The 16731-nt window shown below is 67.7% G+C and carries 16 protein-coding genes; 11 read left to right on the top strand and 5 right to left on the bottom strand.

Annotated features, from left to right (window positions below; translation table 11 throughout):
* Positions 1–242 precede the first annotated feature (242 nt).
* The 6 genes from V5A19_RS11980 to V5A19_RS11955 all read left to right on the top strand — a co-directional run bounded on the left by V5A19_RS11980 (position 243) and on the right by V5A19_RS11955 (position 7331).
* The gene (locus tag V5A19_RS11980) at positions 243–1547 is read left to right on the top strand and encodes a tetratricopeptide repeat protein (RefSeq protein WP_332319919.1); all 1305 of its coding nucleotides are present in this window, start codon (positions 243–245) and stop codon (positions 1545–1547) included.
* Between the two features lie 66 nt (positions 1548–1613).
* On the top strand, positions 1614–2663 hold the full coding sequence (locus tag V5A19_RS11975; protein WP_332319918.1) for an efflux RND transporter periplasmic adaptor subunit: 1050 nt from the start codon (positions 1614–1616) through the stop codon (positions 2661–2663).
* Positions 2647–4410 (top strand): ATP-binding cassette domain-containing protein, encoded by a 1764-nt coding sequence (locus tag V5A19_RS11970; RefSeq protein ID WP_332327833.1) that lies wholly within the window; start codon positions 2647–2649, stop codon positions 4408–4410. The genes V5A19_RS11975 and V5A19_RS11970 overlap by 17 nt, the downstream gene beginning before the upstream one ends.
* A 31-nt stretch (positions 4411–4441) precedes the next feature.
* Complete coding sequence (locus V5A19_RS11965) at positions 4442–5617, top strand: ABC transporter permease (protein WP_332319860.1); 1176 nt, start codon at positions 4442–4444, stop codon at positions 5615–5617.
* Positions 5618–5817: 200 nt separating this feature from the next.
* Positions 5818–6933, top strand: coding sequence for a ferrochelatase (gene hemH, locus V5A19_RS11960; RefSeq protein WP_332319859.1), 1116 nt, complete (start codon positions 5818–5820; stop codon positions 6931–6933).
* Positions 6930–7331, top strand: a complete 402-nt coding sequence (locus V5A19_RS11955; protein ID WP_332319858.1) for an MAPEG family protein — start codon at positions 6930–6932, stop codon at positions 7329–7331. The genes hemH and V5A19_RS11955 overlap by 4 nt, the downstream gene beginning before the upstream one ends.
* Before the next feature lie 21 nt (positions 7332–7352).
* Here V5A19_RS11955 and V5A19_RS11950 read toward each other — a convergent pair whose 3' ends face one another.
* On the bottom strand, positions 7353–7733 hold the full coding sequence (locus V5A19_RS11950) for a group III truncated hemoglobin (protein WP_332319857.1): 381 nt from the start codon (positions 7731–7733) through the stop codon (positions 7353–7355).
* Positions 7734–7877: 144 nt separating this feature from the next.
* Between V5A19_RS11950 and V5A19_RS11945 the strand changes: the two genes are divergently transcribed.
* Positions 7878–9443, top strand: coding sequence for a BCCT family transporter (locus V5A19_RS11945; protein WP_332317559.1), 1566 nt, complete (start codon positions 7878–7880; stop codon positions 9441–9443).
* 7 nt (positions 9444–9450) lie between these two features.
* On the opposite strand, the gene V5A19_RS11940 is transcribed toward V5A19_RS11945, so the two are convergent.
* From V5A19_RS11940 to V5A19_RS11925, 4 genes are read right to left on the bottom strand one after another with little or no spacing between them, the layout of a single operon-like run.
* Positions 9451–9828, bottom strand: coding sequence for a DUF423 domain-containing protein (locus V5A19_RS11940; protein ID WP_332317558.1), 378 nt, complete (start codon positions 9826–9828; stop codon positions 9451–9453).
* A complete protein-coding gene (gene msrA, locus V5A19_RS11935; RefSeq protein WP_332317557.1) occupies positions 9825–10283 on the bottom strand; it encodes a peptide-methionine (S)-S-oxide reductase MsrA in 459 nt (152 codons plus the stop codon). The genes V5A19_RS11940 and msrA overlap by 4 nt, the downstream gene beginning before the upstream one ends.
* Before the next feature lie 25 nt (positions 10284–10308).
* A complete protein-coding gene (locus V5A19_RS11930; protein ID WP_332317556.1) occupies positions 10309–11355 on the bottom strand; it encodes a M14 family metallopeptidase in 1047 nt (348 codons plus the stop codon).
* 59 nt (positions 11356–11414) lie between these two features.
* On the bottom strand, positions 11415–12848 hold the full coding sequence (locus tag V5A19_RS11925; RefSeq protein WP_332317555.1) for a hypothetical protein: 1434 nt from the start codon (positions 12846–12848) through the stop codon (positions 11415–11417).
* A 204-nt stretch (positions 12849–13052) separates the two neighbouring features.
* Between V5A19_RS11925 and V5A19_RS11920 the strand changes: the two genes are divergently transcribed.
* The 4 genes from V5A19_RS11920 (at position 13053) to V5A19_RS11905 (ending at position 16677) form a co-directional block, all read left to right on the top strand.
* On the top strand, positions 13053–13439 hold the full coding sequence (locus V5A19_RS11920) for a hypothetical protein (RefSeq protein ID WP_332317554.1): 387 nt from the start codon (positions 13053–13055) through the stop codon (positions 13437–13439).
* Between the two features lie 65 nt (positions 13440–13504).
* Positions 13505–13882 carry a hypothetical protein gene (locus tag V5A19_RS11915; RefSeq protein ID WP_332317553.1) on the top strand — a complete coding sequence of 126 codons (378 nt, stop codon included), beginning with the start codon at positions 13505–13507 and terminating at the stop codon, positions 13880–13882.
* 115 nt (positions 13883–13997) lie between these two features.
* Complete coding sequence (locus tag V5A19_RS11910) at positions 13998–15575, top strand: R3H domain-containing nucleic acid-binding protein (protein WP_332327832.1); 1578 nt, start codon at positions 13998–14000, stop codon at positions 15573–15575.
* 16 nt (positions 15576–15591) lie between these two features.
* Positions 15592–16677, top strand: coding sequence for a methyltransferase (locus tag V5A19_RS11905; protein ID WP_332317551.1), 1086 nt, complete (start codon positions 15592–15594; stop codon positions 16675–16677).
* Positions 16678–16731: the final 54 nt, after the last annotated feature.

Here is a 16731-nt window from a genome sequence, read left to right as displayed (position 1 = left end):
ACGGAGCAGGAGCGCGGCGAGATTGAGGAAGAGGCCGACGAGGCCCACCAAGAGCAGGAAGAGCTCGGTGAAGAGAACCGCCGTCAAGGGCGAGGAAACAACCCCTGACCCCCCCTTCGAACCCGTCCCCCAACGTGGAGGGGCCGGGAATTACCGCCACCCCGCCCCTCGGGCCCGCCTCCGGCGGGCCTTTTTACGTTAATATGGGGCCCTAACCAGACACCGAAAAGGGAGGACACCGAATGGTCCCCCACCTCTGGCGGGCGGCCGCTGTTGCGGCGGCCTTGGTGAGCACCCCGGCCGTGGCTCAAACGGATGCCAAGACGGAGTTCGACCGGGGTGTGGCCGCCTACAAAGCCGAGGAGTACGGTCAGGCGGTAGGGCACTTCCAGGCCGCTCGCGCCGCCGGTCTTTCTTCCCCGGCTCTACTCCACAACCTGGGGTCCAGCTACTACAGGCTGGGACGCTACGACAAGGCCGAAGCGGCTTTCCGTGAACTGGCCAAGGACCCCGCCAATCGGGGGATCGCCCATTACAACCTAGGGCTTATCGCACTGGCTCGAGACAACCCGGAGCGGGCACGCGGGCAGTTCCAAACGGCCAAAGAAAGCACCCACAACGACGGCCTCCGGCGATTGACCGACGAGCAACTGGCCGAGCTCGGGGACGACCAGAGCCCCAGCCGGTTTTATGCCCTGCTGTCCGCCAGTCTCGGCTACAACGACAACGTCACTTTGTCACCGGACGATACCGCCGCCAGCACCGACACCGATGACGTCTTCCTGGAATACCTGGCCGCCGGCACTTTCCAGGCCACTGGCAACCCCAGCAATGGCCTGCAGCTAAAAGCGAGCCTCCTCGGCCTGGATTACACGGACGTGGATCGCTTCGACCAGACCTATCTGCGCGCCGGACCTGAATGGGACCGCCGCTTGGGTCGCTGGGACACTGATCTGGCAGCTTACACCGATTTCATTTACCTGGACGGCAGCCTCTTCGAGAGCATCTTGACCGGCGAGGCCGAGGGCCGGCGCGAGCTAGGCCCGAACACCACCCTGCGGCTGCGCTATCGCTTCAGCCACATCGAAGGCGATCCCCCCTATGACTACCTGACCGGCAGCCGCCATCGTACCTCGGTGGAAGGGCGGTACCGGGCCAGGGTCGACATCCGGCTGGGCTACAAGCTGGAATACAACGACCGCGAGGATCGATCTACCGCCGCCACTTTCACCAGCGTCTCGCCGACTCGTCACGAGGTTTTCCTCGAGGCTGCCTACCCCGCCGGCGCCTGGGAGGCCCAAGCCAAGGCCGAGTACCGCCGGAGCCGCTACCACGACGCCAACGCCAACGACGCAGGCCTTGACCGGGTGCGCGAGGACGACCGCATCCGCCTGGAGGCCAGCCTAACCCGGAAGCTTCCCTGGGATCTGCGGGCCTTTGCCGAGTACCAGCACACGGTCAACGATTCCAACATCGATTCCGGGAACCCCAACAATTACGATTACACTGCCACTGTCTACCAGTTTGGTCTGGAGCGCTATTTCTAAGGGATAAAAGACCCGCGGGCTGCCTTCCGGGGAGGCGCGCCGACTGGTTACACTACCCCCACCTCTATGGGCACCCGCCGAGGATCCTCCCCCTGTCATGAGTCGCTGCTTGCGCATCCTGCTGCCGGTACTGGTCATTGCCGCGATCCTTGCCGGCGGCTATTTCGCCTTCTGGGGCGAGGGACGGACGGCGGGGACCGCCCGGTTACGCTCTACGGCAACGTCGAGATCCGGGAGGCCGAGCTGGCCTTCGAGGTCAGCGGCCGCCTGGCCACCATCCGGGTCGCCGAGGGCGATCGGGTGGCTCAGGGCGAGCTGTTGGCCGAGATCGATGATCGCCGCCTTGGCCTGGCCGTAGCGGAGGCGGGGGCCCGCATAGCCGCCCAGCGCCAGCGGGTCCAGGAGCTCGAGCGCGGCTCCCGCCCCCAGGAGATCCGCCGGGCCCGGGCCGAGCTGGAGGCCGCCCGCGCCGAGCACGACAACGCCCGCAGCGACCTGAAGCGGCTGCGCGGTCTGGCCGAAAACCAGCAAGTCTCCCGACAGCGGATCGACGATGCGGAGACTGCCCTGGAGTCGGCCCGGGCGCGGGTCCGAAAGGCACGGGAAAGCCTCGAGCTGGCCGAGAAGGGCCCTCGCGAGGACCGCATCGCGACCGCCAAAGCCAAGCTGGAGGCGCAAGAAGCAGCCCTGGCCAACCACCGCGAGGACCTCGCCGATACCGAGCTCCACGCCCCCGCCCCGGGAATCGTGCGCAACCGCCTGATGGAACCGGGCGAGATGGCCTCCCCGCAGGTCCCGGCACTGACCCTGGCGCTGCGGGACCGGGTCTGGGTCCGGGCCTTCCTGCCCGAGCCACGGCTGGGCCGGGTAGCCCCGGGCAGGGCGGCGGTGATCCGCACCGACACCTTTCCCGACCGCTCTTTCCCGGCCCGCGTCGGCCACATCAGCCCCACCGCCGAGTTTACCCCCAAGACGGTCCAGACCACCGAGGTCCGGCCGGACCTGGTCTCCCGAGTGCGCATCAACGCCTGCGAGCCCTTCGACGCGCTACGCCTGGGCATGCCGGTAACCGTCAAGATCCAGCCCAACGATTTGGCCGATGCAGCCTGTCCCTGAGTCTGGTCCGGCCACCCCGGCGGTCAAGCTGGAAGGGGTGACCAAGCGCTTTGCCGGGAGAGCCGGCCCGGTAACCGCCCTGGACACCGTTTCCGCGTCGGTTGCCGGCGGCCAGGTGAACGGCATCATGGGCGCCGACGCTGCCGGCAAGACCACTCTGCTGCGGATCCTGGCCGGCCTGCTGGCCCCCAGCCAAGGCGAGGCACACACCCTAGGCCATGCCCCCGGCGGCGATGCGGTACGCGGGCGGGTGGGCTACATGCCTCAGAGCTTCGGGCTCTACGCTGAGCTCAGCGTTCACGAAAACCTGCGCCTGCACGCGGACCTACAGGGGCTCGCGGGCAGGGGCCGGCAAGAGCGCTTCGACGAGCTCATGGCCTTCGCCGGGCTGGGCCCTTTTGCGGACCGCCGGGCCGACCGCCTGTCCGGCGGCATGAAACAGAAGCTGGGACTGGCCTGCACCCTGGTCCATCCCCCCGAACTGCTGCTGCTGGACGAGCCTACGGCAGGCGTGGACCCCGTCTCCCGGAGCGATCTATGGGCCATTCTCTACCGCCTAGTGGCCGACGGCATGACGGTGGTGCTTTCCACCGCCTACCTGGACGAGGCCGAGCGCTGCGCCGAGGTTCTGCTGCTGCACCGGGGCCGGCTTCTGGCGCAGTCCGAGCCGGATGAATTTGCTGCCGAGGCCGCGGGGCGGACCTTCGTGCTCGACGACGTCCCCGCGGCGCAGCGGCGTCAGCTCCTCAGTCGCCTTCCCGACCGGCCCGGGATCGCCGACAGCGGGGCCCAGGGGGACCGGCTGCGTATCCTGCGGGAGCGGGGCCGGGAACAAGTACCCGAAGCACCTGAGGCCGGGGCAGGTCGCTACCGCGCAGTAGCCCCGCGCTTCGAGGACGCCTTCATCGCCCGCCTGGTGGACGCTAGCGGCACGGACCCGGAGGGCTTGGGCCAAGGCGGCCGCGGCCACCTCCAGCCCCCGTCCCGGAGCGGGCGGTCGCATACCCTGGAGGTTTCCGAGGTAGATCGTCACTTCGGGGACTTCTACGCCGTCCAGCAAGTGAGCTTAAGGGTCCGCCCCGGCGAGATCTTCGGCCTGCTCGGCCCCAATGGCGCCGGCAAATCCACCCTGATCAAGATGATCTGCGGCCTGCTGCCACCCAGCGCCGGCGTCATCCAGGTGGCCGGGGTGGACGTCCGCCGGGCCCCTGCCCGGGTGCGTTCACGGCTGGGCTACATGGCCCAGCAGTTCGCCCTTTACGAGGACCTGTCGCCAGTGCAGAACTTGCGCTTCTTCTGCCGCGCCTACGGCCTCACCGAGCGCACGGCGCGGGCGCGCATCGAAGCCACCCTGGCCGACTTCGCCCTGGAGGATGTCGCCCATTCCAACAGCCAGGCCCTGCCCCTGGGCCTGAAACAGCGCCTGGCCCTGGGCAATGCCCTCCTGCACCGACCGGAGATGGTGCTGCTGGACGAGCCCACCTCCGGCGTGGATCCCCTGGCTCGGCGGGGCTTCTGGCGCCGCATCAACGGCCTCGCCGAGTCGGGAGTCACAGTGCTGGTGACCACTCACTTTCTTGAGGAGGCCGATTACTGCGACCGCATCGGCATCATCCACGCCGACCAGCTGGCAGCGCTCGACACCCCCGACGCCCTGCGTGCGCGCTACGCCATCGCCGACACCCCCGAGCCCACCCTGGAAGATGCCTTCGTGGCCCTGATCGAGGCGCGGGAGGCGGGCAATTGACGCCTTCGCGGTTAGCCCCTTGGGAATCGAGGTGACCCGGACCTGGCTCATCCGGCTGTGGGGCCTGGTACGCAAGGAGTTGCTGCAGATCCTGCGCGACCCTTCCAGCATCGCCATCGCTTTCGCTCTGCCGCTGGTGCTGCTGCTGATCCACGGCTACGGCATCTCCTTGGACGCCGAGGAAGTGCCCGTTGCGGTGGTGCTGGAGGGGGATTCGGCCCAGGCCCGCGACTTCGTCGCCGCCCTCACCGGGTCTCAGGCAGTCGCCCCCCGCCTGTACCGCAGCCGAGCGGCCGGCAAGCGAGCGGTCATGGCTGGCGAGGCCGACGGCGTGGTGATCCTGCCCCGAGCCTTTGAAAGCCGACTGCGCAGCTCTGCAGAAGGCCGCAGCGAACCAGCGGCGCTGGGATGGGTCGACGGTGTCGACGCCAATCAGGGCCGGCTCATCATGGGCTATCTGAACCGCAGCTGGGGCGGCTGGCTGCAGGGGCGCGCTCCGGAGGCGAGCGGCTCGGCGGTGACGCTGGAGCAACGGGTGTGGTTCAACCCGGAGATGCGTAGCCGCCCCTATCTGGTGCCGGGGCTGATCGCCATCGTCATGGCCCTCATCGGTGCCCTGCTCACCGCCCTGGTGATAGCCCGCGAGTGGGAGCACGGCACTATGGAGGCGCTGCTGGTCACGCCCATCACCATCAACCAGTTCCTGGCGGGCAAAGTAATCCCCTACTTCGCCCTGGGCATGGCGGGCATGGCGTTCACCACCTGCTTGGCCTGGCTGCTCTTCGACGTGCCCCTGCGCGGCTCGCTGTGGGTGTTTTTCGCCACCGGGGCGCTGTTCCTGCTGGCGGCCCTGGGCATGGGGCTGCTCTACCTGGCCCTGCTGCTGTTCATGCTATCGACGGTGGGCATCGGCCTGATGATCTCGTCGCTGTGCAACACCCAACAGCAGGCCCTGCTGGGGGCCTTCCTGTACCAGGTGCCCTCGATCATTCTATCGGGATTCGCCACCCCCGTCGCCAACATGCCGCCGATGATGCAGGCCCTGACCTATCTCAATCCGCTGCGCTACTGCTTGATTGCCGTACGCGGCGTTTTCCTCAAGGACATACCCTTAGAGCTGCTGGTCCACAAGCTGTGGCCCATGGCGGTCATCGGCGCCGTCACCCTGACCGCTGCAGCGGCCCTGTTTCGGCGGCGGCTGGAGTAAGCAGTTTCAAGTAGTAAGGCGTTACGTATTAAGGGAGGCTCGAGGCAGGGCATCAGCCAGCCTGGCCCCTTCAGCACCAAGCCCAATTCCGTGGCCTCCCTTAATGACTTAATACGTATCTACTTAATACTTCCTTTACTTCCTTGGCCCAGACGCGGCTTTCCGCGAGAATGCCCGGGCGACAACGGAAAGGGAAAATCATGGCCCGTTTCAAAGGCGAACCCGACTACCGCCACGGCAGCACCGAGTGCACCGGCGTCCTGCTGGTCAATCTGGGCAGCCCGGAGGCCCCCACCAAGCCGGCGCTGCGGCGCTATCTCGCGGAGTTCCTCTGGGACCCCCGGGTGGTAGAGGTGCCGCGGCCCGTTTGGTGGGCCATCCTGCACGGCATTATCCTGCGCACCCGCCCGGCGAAGTCGGCAGCGTCCTACCGAGACGTCTGGGATCAGATGGGCGAAGGGGCCCCGCTCATCGCTGTCTCCCGCAAACAGCAGGAGGGCATCGAGCACCGACTCCAAGAGCGCTTCGACGGCCCTGTCACCACCGCTCTGGCCATGCGCTACGGCACCCCCTCAATCGCAGAGGGCCTGGCCGAGCTAAACCGCGCCGGGGCCCGGCGCATCCTGGTGCTGCCCCTTTACCCCCAGTATTCCGGCTCCACCTCCGCCTCGGTATTCGACGCCGTCACCGACGAGCTGCGCACCTGGCGCTGGGTGCCGGAGGTGCGCATGGTCCAGCACTACCACCGCGAGCCCGACTACATCGCCGCCCTGGCCAAAAGCATCCGCGAGCACTGGACCGAGCACGGCCGCCCCGACAAGCTGGTGATGTCCTTCCACGGTGTGCCCAAGCGCTATCTCCTGGCCGGCGACCCCTATCACTGCCAGTGCCAAGCCACCGGCCGCCTGCTGGCGCAGGAGCTGGGCCTGGCCGACGACGAATGGCGCCTGACCTTCCAGTCGCGCTTCGGCCGCGCCGAATGGCTCCAGCCCTATACCGACCAAACCCTCAAGGCCCTGCCCCGGGAGGGCGCCAAAACGGTGCACGTGGTCTGCCCCGGGTTTTCGGCGGACTGCTTGGAGACCCTGCAGGAGATCGACGACGAGAACCGGGAGTACTTCCTGGAAGCCGGAGGCGAGACCTTCCGTTACATCCCGGCCCTCAACGACCGCTCCGACCACCTGGACTTCCTGGCCGACCTGGCCGCCGGCCACTGCCAGGGCTGGCCGGAGCACACCGGGTGGGACCCAGAGGCCGACGTCACCGAGCGCCAAGCCAGCCGCGAGCGCGCCCTGGCCATGGGGGCCGCGCAGTGAGTGCCCCCATTACGGGCCTCTATGCCGCCCTGTGCGCCCTGGTCCTGCTGGGGTTGGCAGTGCGGGTGAGCTGGGTCCGCCGGCGGGCGGAGATCTTCCTAGGCGACGGCGGCGACCCGGCCCTGCAGCGGGCGGTCCGGGCCCACGCCAACGCCGCCGAGAACATGCCCCTGGCCCTGCTCCTGCTGCTGACGGTGGAGCTAGCGGGGACGGCCGGCTGGCTGCTGCACGGCGCCGGCATCGCCCTGGTGGCGGGACGGATCCTGCACGGCTGGGGGCTAAACCGGTCGGCGGGGGCCAGCTTCGGCCGGGTTGCCGGCATGGCCCTGACCTGGGGAACCATGGGCGTCCTTGCCGGGATTGCCCTGACCGCTGCCGCCGGCCTGCCCCTGACCTGAGGCGGCAGAGGAGCTAGAGGCTCAGCCCCGGACTACCTGGGCCCGCAGCTTGTCCGCCACGCCGTGGGCCATCTGCTCCCATTGCGCCGCCAGTTCCTCGGGGAGGTGGTCGCGCAGGGTCTCGCCGAACAAGGCCAGCCACCGCTGGAGCTGCGCCTCGGCCATGCCCACCCGAGCGTGCGTGCCGATCATGTCCACCACCGGGGGATCCGCCATGCGACCGCCCATGGCGAGCCACCAGTAGCCGATGATCTTGCGCTCGTGCTCCTCGCGGGCCTCGATGGCGGTGAATACCGGTCCCAGCTCCGGATCGGCGCGCAGGTGCCGGTAGAAGTCGTGGATGACGTCCTCTACGCGGTCGAAGCCGATCTTGTCGCACAGGGGCTCGAGCTTGCGAACCATGAGGCCTCCTCGGGAGTTGCAGCCTCCCGCTTCTATAGCCAGGGTAGGCGCTATCCCCCCGGACAGGCCACCCCCGCACCGTTTGATACCCTATAGGCTTCCTTGAGACCGTCGCCTCAGCCCAAGCGCCCAGAGGATTGCCACATGCCCGATGTAAAGGCCTACCTGAACACCCACACCAATCCACCCGTCTTTTTGATCTCGCTGCTGCTGATCCTGGTGCTGGTAGGCTGGGGAGTCACCGCTCCGAGTCATCTGGGCGATGTTGCCGACTCGGTGAAGGGCGGCATCACCACCTACTTCGGGTGGTGGTACCTGGCGGCGGTCATGGGCTTTCTGATCTTCGCCATCATCCTAATGTTCAGCCCCTACGGCCGCATCCGCATCGGCAAGGACGACGATCGGCCCGATTGGGGAACCGGGGCGTGGTTCTCCATGCTGTTCACCGCGGGCATGGGCATCGGGCTGGTGTTCTTCGGCGTGGCGGAACCCATCTTCCACTTCCAGGGCCTGCCTTCCGAGCCCAGCACTACCGGCGAGGCAGCGGTGGAAGCCATGCACATGACCATCTTCCACTGGGGCATGCACCCCTGGGCCATCTACATCGTGCTGGGCCTTTCCATGGGCTATTTCTGCTTCCGCCACGACCTGCCCCTGCGACCGGCCGCGGGCTTCTACCCCCTCATCGGCGACGGCATCTACGGCTGGGTGGGGAACCTCATCGACATCCTGGCGGTGTTCGGCACCCTGTTCGGTCTGGCCACCTCGCTGGGGCTGGGCGCCTCCCAGATCAACGCCGGCCTGAGCGCGGTCTTCGATATGCCGGTGGGACCGGGCCCGCAAGTGGGCATCATCGCGGTGATCACAGCCGTCGCCGTGGCCTCGGTGATGCTGGGCGTGGACAAGGGCATCCGGCGGCTGTCCGTGGCCAACATGTACGGCGCGGCCATCCTGGCGCTGATTGTCTTCCTGGCGGGGCCGACGCTGTTCATCCTGGACTACGCGGTGCAGGCCACCGGCTACTACCTCCAGCACCTGCCCTGGACCAGCCTGCGCACCTTCGCCTTCTCCGACGAGGGCCACCAGTGGCTGGAGGACTGGACCCTGTTCTACTGGGGCTGGTGGATCGCCTGGTCACCCTTTGTGGGCATGTTCATCGCCCGGGTCTCGCGCGGCCGCACCATCCGGGAGTTCATCCTGGGCACCCTGCTGGCGCCGGTGGGGGCCTCCATCGCCTGGTTCTGCATCTTCGGCGGCAGCGCCATCTATCAAATCATAGAGGAGGGCAACCAGGCCCTGGTCGGCGCCGGCAAGACCGACGCCATGTTCATCCTGCTTCAGCAGCTACCGCTGCTCGATGCGGTGATTACCGCCCTGTCGCTGCTGGCGGTGCTGGTGGTGGCAGTGTTCTTCGCCACCTCCTCGGACTCGGGCTCCCTTGTGGTGGACATGCTCACCAACGGCGGCGATCCCCATCCCATCTGGCAGCAGCGCATGTTCTGGGCGGTGACCGAGGGCGTGGTGGCGGCCATCCTGTTGGTGGCCGGGGCCATGAGCACCAGCGGCGACCCCTTGTCGGCCCTGCAGACGGCCTCGGTGGCCTCGGGACTGCCATTCTCCATCGTGCTGGTGCTGATGTGCTGGGGCTTGGTGCGCCAGCTGCGGCGGGAGCACATCCGGGACGCGCCGCTGGCGGTGGGGCGCAGTTAGCGCCCGGCTAGGCCCGCAGGACGGCCACTGCCAGCAGCACCCAGGCGACGATGAAGGCGGTGCCGCCCAAGGGCGTCACCGCCCCCAGCCAGCGCGGCCCCCCCAGGGCCAGAGCGTAGAGGGTGCCGGGGAAGATCACCAGGCCGACGACCATGACCCAGCCGGCCCCCTTGAACCAGCCGGTTTCGCCCAGGTGGAAGGCGGTCAGGGCCACGGCGATCAGCCCTAGGGCATGCACCAGGTGGTAGCGCACCCCGGTCTCGAACACGGCTAGCATATCCGCCGACAGGCGCTCCTTCAGACCGTGGGCGCCGAATGCCCCCAGACCCACGCCCAGGGCGGCCACAAGGGCCCCCAGAACCAGGAACAGGCGTGCGCTCGTCATGTCATCCCCCGCTTTTCCAGATACCGCTGGTGATAGTCCTCGGCCGGGTAGAAGGCACAAGCCGGGGTGATCTCGGTAACCACCGGCTCGTTCAGCCCCTCCTGGACCCGGGCCAGGGAGGCTCGGGCCCGCTCCGCCTGGTCCTCGTCGTGGACGAAGATGGCGGAACGGTACTGGGTGCCGATGTCCGGGCCCTGCCGGTTGCGCTGGGTGGGGTCATGGATGGACCAGAAGAGCTCCAGCAGCTCGTCGTAGCTCACCCGCTCGGGGTCGAACTCGACCTGCACCGCCTCGGCATGGCCGGTATTGCCGGTGCAGACCTGCTCGTAGGTGGGGGTGGGGGCGGTGACGCTGCCACCGGTGTAGCCCACGGTCACCTCGCTGACCCCTTCCACGCGGCGGAAGGCCGCCTCCACCCCCCAGAAGCAGCCGGCCGCGAATGTCGCCATCGCCATGGTTTGTCCTCCTTCATCTGGCCCATCAGGTAACGGGGCCCAGTCGCTCCATTAGGTAGCACAGGCAGTCCTGCCGGATGATGGTCGGATCCCGCGTGAGCATGGCGGGCATCACCGTCAGCCGGGTGCGCAGCTCGGCGTCATCCAGCCAGAAATAGCGCTCAGCAACCTCCTCGCCCTGTTCATCGCGCGCAACCACCGCCTCGGATGGGTGCGCCGCATCGAACCGGACCCTTCCGAAGCCCGTATCAGCCGGAAGCTCGGCGAAATTGAGGTGATCCAGATCCTCCCGCAGAACCAGATCCCCCTCGGTGAACCCGAAGGCGACGTCCTCGCGCACCGTCACTGTGGCTACCGTATGGTAGAGATCGTAATCCTGCTCCGGTACGGGATCGTCGGGTAGGTCCGACAGATGCAGTACCGCGTCCAGGAACCGGGCGGCATGGTCGATGCCATGGGCATCGCCGGCCTTGCCGCACTCCACCGTCACTGACGGCGCCAGCTCGGCGAAGGCGCGGGACTGAACGCTGTCCGGCTGCGTGAAATAGACCACTGTCCGGCCAAACAAAGTGGCCAGCCTCAGGAAACGGTGATCGAGGCGGTTGATACAAGCGTAGTGAGGGTTGAGCCCGGTATTGTTATGGACGTCGACGCTGGCGAACACGCCGCGCTCCGCCATGCGCCCCCACACTCGCGCCGCGAGGGGGCTCTCGGCGGCGCCGCCGCGCCAGATGCGGTTGAAATCGGACTGCCCCGGCAACAGCCGCTCCCCCTCGGCGGCGGCGGCGACGTTGCCCACGAACAGCGACAGGGATCTCGGCAGGGGGCGCCCGCCATAATCCCGCAGCAGAGTACGCACCGCCTCCCAGCCGGTGGTCTCGTTGCCGTGCAGGAGCACCGAGGCGAACACCGGCGGCTCCACCTGCCCGGGCAGATGGATGAGGGCCGGCCCCCCCAAGGCCTCGGCCAGCTCGTGGGCGGGACGCTCCAGCAGGCCCGGCGGTAAACCGTCCAGCTCCCTGAGGTCCGCCTCGACGGTGGCGGCCTCGCCCTCGGTTGCCTTGATATCCAATTACCAGCTCCGCGATTCGTTACTATGGGACCGGATAGGCTGACCCCGTGATCCGGCCTCTAAACCGACCATTCATGCACCGGTGCGCCGCTGTCCTGGCGCTGTCGGTAGGCACCCACCAGCCCGGCCATGTCCCGGCCGTGAGTATTGGCGTAGGCGATCTGCCATGCAGCGCCCGTCTGAGCGGTGCGCACTCGTTCTTCGAGTATGCCTATGAAGCCCTCCACATCGGCCGCCGCGCAGCCCTGGTCCGCGAGCCCCTCCCGGGCGGCCGGAAGCAGACGCTCCCGCATCAGGTCCCGCAACGGCCAGTTACGCCCGTCCATCCAGACCAGCCGTGCCTCCAGGCCGTGCTTGGCGGCGCGGTAGAAGTTATCCCGAGCGGTGGCGAACTCCAGGTCCGCCTCCGGCGCCTCCTCCTGCTCCGCGAGGGCATGGATCAGGCCATAGAAGAAGGCGGCGTTAGCCATGGTATCGATAACGCTGGGCCCGGCCGAGATCACGCGGTGCTCGACGCGCAAATGGGGGGTGCCGTCGTCGTCGAAGCCCAGGAGGGGGCGATTCCAGCGCCACAGAGTACCGTTATGGAGTCGCAGATGGGGCAGGGAATCCCGCTCATGCTCCAGCTCCACCGGCAGCAGCACGGGGTAATGGGCTAGGTTGTCCTCGAACACCTCCAATAGCGAGCGCCGCACGTAGCCGTGGCCGAAGGTGACCCGCTTGACCGGGCCGAAGGCGGCATCCCCGAACCCCCCGGCCGCCACCGCCTGCTCGAACAGGGGCACCCGGGTCTCGCGCCACAGGCGTTTGCCGAACAGGAACGGCGAGTTGGCGCTCACCCCCACCATGGCGCCCGAAAGGACAGTAGCCGCGTTGTAATAGCGCACTGCCCGCTCTGGCGCCACCTGCAGATGGACCTGGAAGGAGGTGGTTGCCGCCTCCAGCATTACGTCATGGTGCTCGGTGTGCAGGAACTCGGCGCCCTGGATGTCCAGCGGGATGGGCCGGTCGCCGCGCGCCTGCAGCACCTGCTCGTTGAGGGCCTTGAAGCGGGTCCGGGGGGACATGTTGGCCACCCCCAGCATGGCATCGGTCACCGTGGGCAGGATGCCCACCATGACAGGGTCCGCACCCAGCTCACTGGCGGCCTCGCGGCAGCGCCGCCAGTTGGCCGCCAGCTCGTCGTGCATGCGCCTCAAGGCATCACCGGTCACCGGCAAGGGCGTCGAGTTGAGCTCGAAATTGAAGCGGGCCAGCTCCGGGGTCACTGTCTCCGCGGGCATGCGGGCCATGAATGCCTCGTTCACCGGGGCCGGCTGGTTTGCCCCGTCCACCAGCCAGGCCTCAAGCTCGTAGCCGCCCACGCCATGCCGGGGCGAGAACCGATCCTTTTGGAAATGCTCGCGCAGGGTTTCGGTTTCCGCGCGAAGCCGCTCGGCGAAGCGATCGAAGTCCGCCTGTTGGAACTCGCCGCCCGTGATCTCCCGGCCCATAACCGTCCTTTTTAAAGCTTCTCCTGCCAGTATACGCCGAATAAACCCGTTTTCCTGCCCCTGACCCGATCCGGAGACTACCCAAGTCGCCATAAGGCTTTTCGCGCGCATGGACCGGCGCTGACGAGGAAAGGATCTATCCATTGTCGAAGTAAGGAGTGGTTGCCATCCGGTTATTTCACCGCGTCCGGAGGAGGCAGGACTATGATCGATTCCCGTGTCATCCGTGCCCTTTATCCGCATCCCATCCCGTCCCGCTGCCTGCGTTTAACCGACCGGGGTTACTGTGTGGGCGGAGCCCTCCAGTGCTATGTAGAGGGCTTCGAGGTGCCCCGGGGCGGAGCCTTTCCCAGCCCGCAAACCCTGAGCCGCGTACTAAGCCGGGCCAATCCCCGCCTCAGCCGCTTCGAGGCCCGTCGCTTGGCCGGGCGGATCACTTCCGCCAACGATACCGGCGACTTCGACCAAGCCTGGGATTGCCTGGATGAGGCCCTGACCCGGCATAGCGAGGAGATCCTGGACCTTCCGGGGAGCCTCTTGCGGTCGGCCCCGACGGCCCCCTTGCCACGGGTGCCGACGGCCGAGGGCTGAAGTGCTTGGAAAAGGGCGCCGGCGCCTTCCGCATCGACCCGGGGCACCTTCAGGAGGGTCAGGTCATGCTCTGGCAAACCATTCGGGCCTATTTCCTGCCGTCGGCTCATCCGGGAGTGCGTCCGGTGCGCCAAAAAGGGGGCGAAGAATTCCGGCCCAAGGTCGACGAATGGGGCAAGCGGGTCGAAGAAGGCGACTGGGGCAGCGTCTGGGAAGGCCACCAGGCGGACCGGATCCGGGAACAAAACCGTGCCGTGGTCCGTCCCTTTATGGGTCGCTATATCCGGCGCTGGGCGGTCTTGGCCGCGATCCTGTGGGGCATCAGCAAGGCCCTTACCGGGTTGGGCTTGGCCCTGGCCAGCTGGGTGGTGCTTGCTGCCGCCGCCGGGGCGGGAATAATGGCGGTTATGCTAATTCTTTTGCGGCAAGAGATGCAGGGCTAGTGTCCCGCCGAGGCAGAGGAACCCTACGCGGTTTGTGGGATCTATACCCAACCAAGCCATTCCGTGGCAGCATGGGCTATCACACCCGACTCGCGGCCGAAGGGCCGTCTCCGACGTGAACGAACAGGATCCCAGCCGAACCGACGACCTCCAGCTGCTCCTGAATACCCTGCCTGCCTCCTTGCGCGGCGCTCTGGACGAGCAGCCCCCCGAGGGGCTGGTGGAAGTGGTGCTCGACGTGGGGCGTCCCCCGCAGGCCCGCTTTGCCAAGGGCACCACCAATCTGTCCCCAGAACCGGTATCGCGCGAGCAGCTCGACCGAGTAGTGGCCGCCGTGGGCGAGTTCACCGCCGACAACCGGGCCGGGATCGAGGGTACCCTCCATCGCATTTCCGCCATGCGCAACCGACTGGGCGAAATCATCGGCCTGACCCTGCGGGTGGGCCGCGCCGTTCTCGGCACCGTGGAGCCCATCCGCGGCCTGGTGGAATCGGGCCATAGCGCCCTTCTGCTGGGCCGGCCGGGCGTGGGCAAGACCACCATGCTGCGGGAGGTGGCCCGCATCCTGGCCGACGACCAGGGTAAACGGGTGGTGGTAATCGACACCGCCAACGAGATCGCTGGCGACGGCGACATCCCCCATCCGGCCATCGGCAGCGCCCGCCGGATGCAGGTGCCCCATCCCGACCGGCAGCACGGCGTCATGATCGAGGCGGTGGAAAACCACATGCCGGAGGTGATCGTCATCGACGAGATCGGCACCCATGCCGAGGCGGCCGCCGCGCGAACCATCGCCGAGCGCGGCGTGCAGCTCATCGGCACCGCCCACGGCACCAGCCTGGAGAATCTGGTGGTCAACCCGACGCTGTCTGACCTGGTCGGCGGGGTGCAAACGGTCACCCTGGGTGACGAGGAAGCCCGCTGGCGCGGCACCCAGAAGACCGTGAGCGAGCGCAAGGGACCGCCCACCTTCGATGCGGTGGTTGAGCTGGTTCAGCGTGATGAGCTCATCCTCCACGCGGACACCGCGGCCGCCGTGGACAACCTCCTCCAGGGGGTCGCCCCTAAGGGCCGCCGGATCCACAGCGGCGGCAACACGCCCGGCCAGGAGGGGGCGCCGGAAGCCAACCAGTCCGAGTCGGCAGCGGCCGCCGCTTCGGAGGCCGAGGCCAACGACGACGAGCCCGAGCCCCGCACCGCGCCACCGTCGCCGACGCCTTCACCGGGACCGGACTCGGGGCCGGTGCGGATCTACCCCTACGCCCTGTCCCGCGACCACGTGGACCGGGTCATTCGGGAGCTCAAGCTGGAGGCGCTCACCGTGAACCGGCCGGAGCAGGCCACTCTGGTCGTGGCCAGGCGCTCACACGCCGACGATCCCCGCCTACGCCAGCTCCTGGACCGGACGGGGGCCCCGCTGCACGTGGTCAAAAAGAACACCACCGCCCAGATCCGCAAGCTGTTGGAGAAGGTCTTCAACGTCCTCAAGGGTCTACAGGACGAGGAGGTGGACAGCGCCCTGAAGGAGGCGGAGGAGGCCGCCCACCGGGTAGTTACCGAGGGCGACCCGGTGGCCCTGGAGCCCCATTCCGGCCCGGTCCGACAGCTTCAGCACCAGGTCGCGGTGCGCTACGATCTGATCGCCGAAAGCGTGGGCAGCGAGCCGTTGCGCCACCTGGTGATCCACCCCTGACCGCCCCGGAGCCCTTTTGTCCCCCGACATCGCCGCGCCCAGCGAGCTGGCCGTCACCACCAATCCGGGTCTGGAGGACGTGGCCGCGGCCGAACTGGGGGTCCGGCTAGCCGAGGCGGGGCTGGACCCCGCTAATCTCGAGCTCCTACCGGGGTACCTCAAAGGCCGGCTGCGGATACGCCATCCCGCCAGGGTCGACGAGCTAAAAGCGGCGGCCGTTCGGCTGCGCTCGGCGCACCACCTCCTGCGGCCGGTGGCCCGGACCCGCCTGCCGGCGGAGGAACCGTTGGCGGCCATCGAGGCCCTGCTGTGGCAGGTTCCCGTGCCCGAGCTCGCCAACGGCGCCTCCTTTCGGGTGAGCTGCGACCGGCACGGCAGCCACGATTTCACCAGCCCGGACGTGGAGCGTGCGGCTGGCAGCATTCTGGTGGCGCGATTCGGTGCCCGGGTGGACCTGACCGGCTTCCGGGTCCAGGTGCGAGTGGACATCGCCGACGACCGCTGCGCCGTCGCCGTCCAGCTGACCCGCCGTGCCCTTTCCCACCGCTTCGACCGGCTATTTGGGCCGCGCGTGGCCCTCAAGCCCAACGTGGCCTATGCCTGTCTTCGCCTGGGCGGCCTGTCCACCGGCACCCGCCGCCTTCTGGATCCCTTCTGCGGTTCCGGCACCCTGCTGGCCGAGGCGGGCCAAGTCCTCGCCAACACCGAGCTTTGGGGCATGGACCGCCAAGAGCGGGCAGTGGCCGGCACCCGGACCAACCTGGAGGCGGTGGGCCTCGCCGATCGTCTCCACGTGGCCAAGGGCGACGCCCGCCGGATCGGCGAGCATTACCCCGCCGGCTACTTCGACGCTATCGTCACCAACCCGCCCTTTGGCGCCCGCATGGGCCGGGACATCCGGTTTGCCGACTTCTACACGGACCTTTTAATAGCCGCTAACCGAGTTCTTCATCCGGGGGGCACCCTGGTGCTGCTGGCCCGCCAGCGCGGTGCCCTCCACAAGGCCCTGCGCCGCTCTGGCGCCTTCCGGGTGCGCCAGGAGCAGCCCATCGAGACCAACAAGGTCTATCCGACGATCTTCGTTTTAACACCAGAGTCTTAAGTGTTCAGTGTTCAGTGTTCAGTGTTCAGTGTTCAGTGTTCAGTGTTCAGTGTT

The sequence above is a fragment of the Thiohalorhabdus sp. genome (assembly GCF_036628635.1).
GTDB lineage: Bacteria > Pseudomonadota > Gammaproteobacteria > Thiohalorhabdales > Thiohalorhabdaceae > Thiohalorhabdus.
Note: the sequence above shows the minus strand (reverse complement) of the source record. Positions and strands in the feature narration are given on the sequence as shown.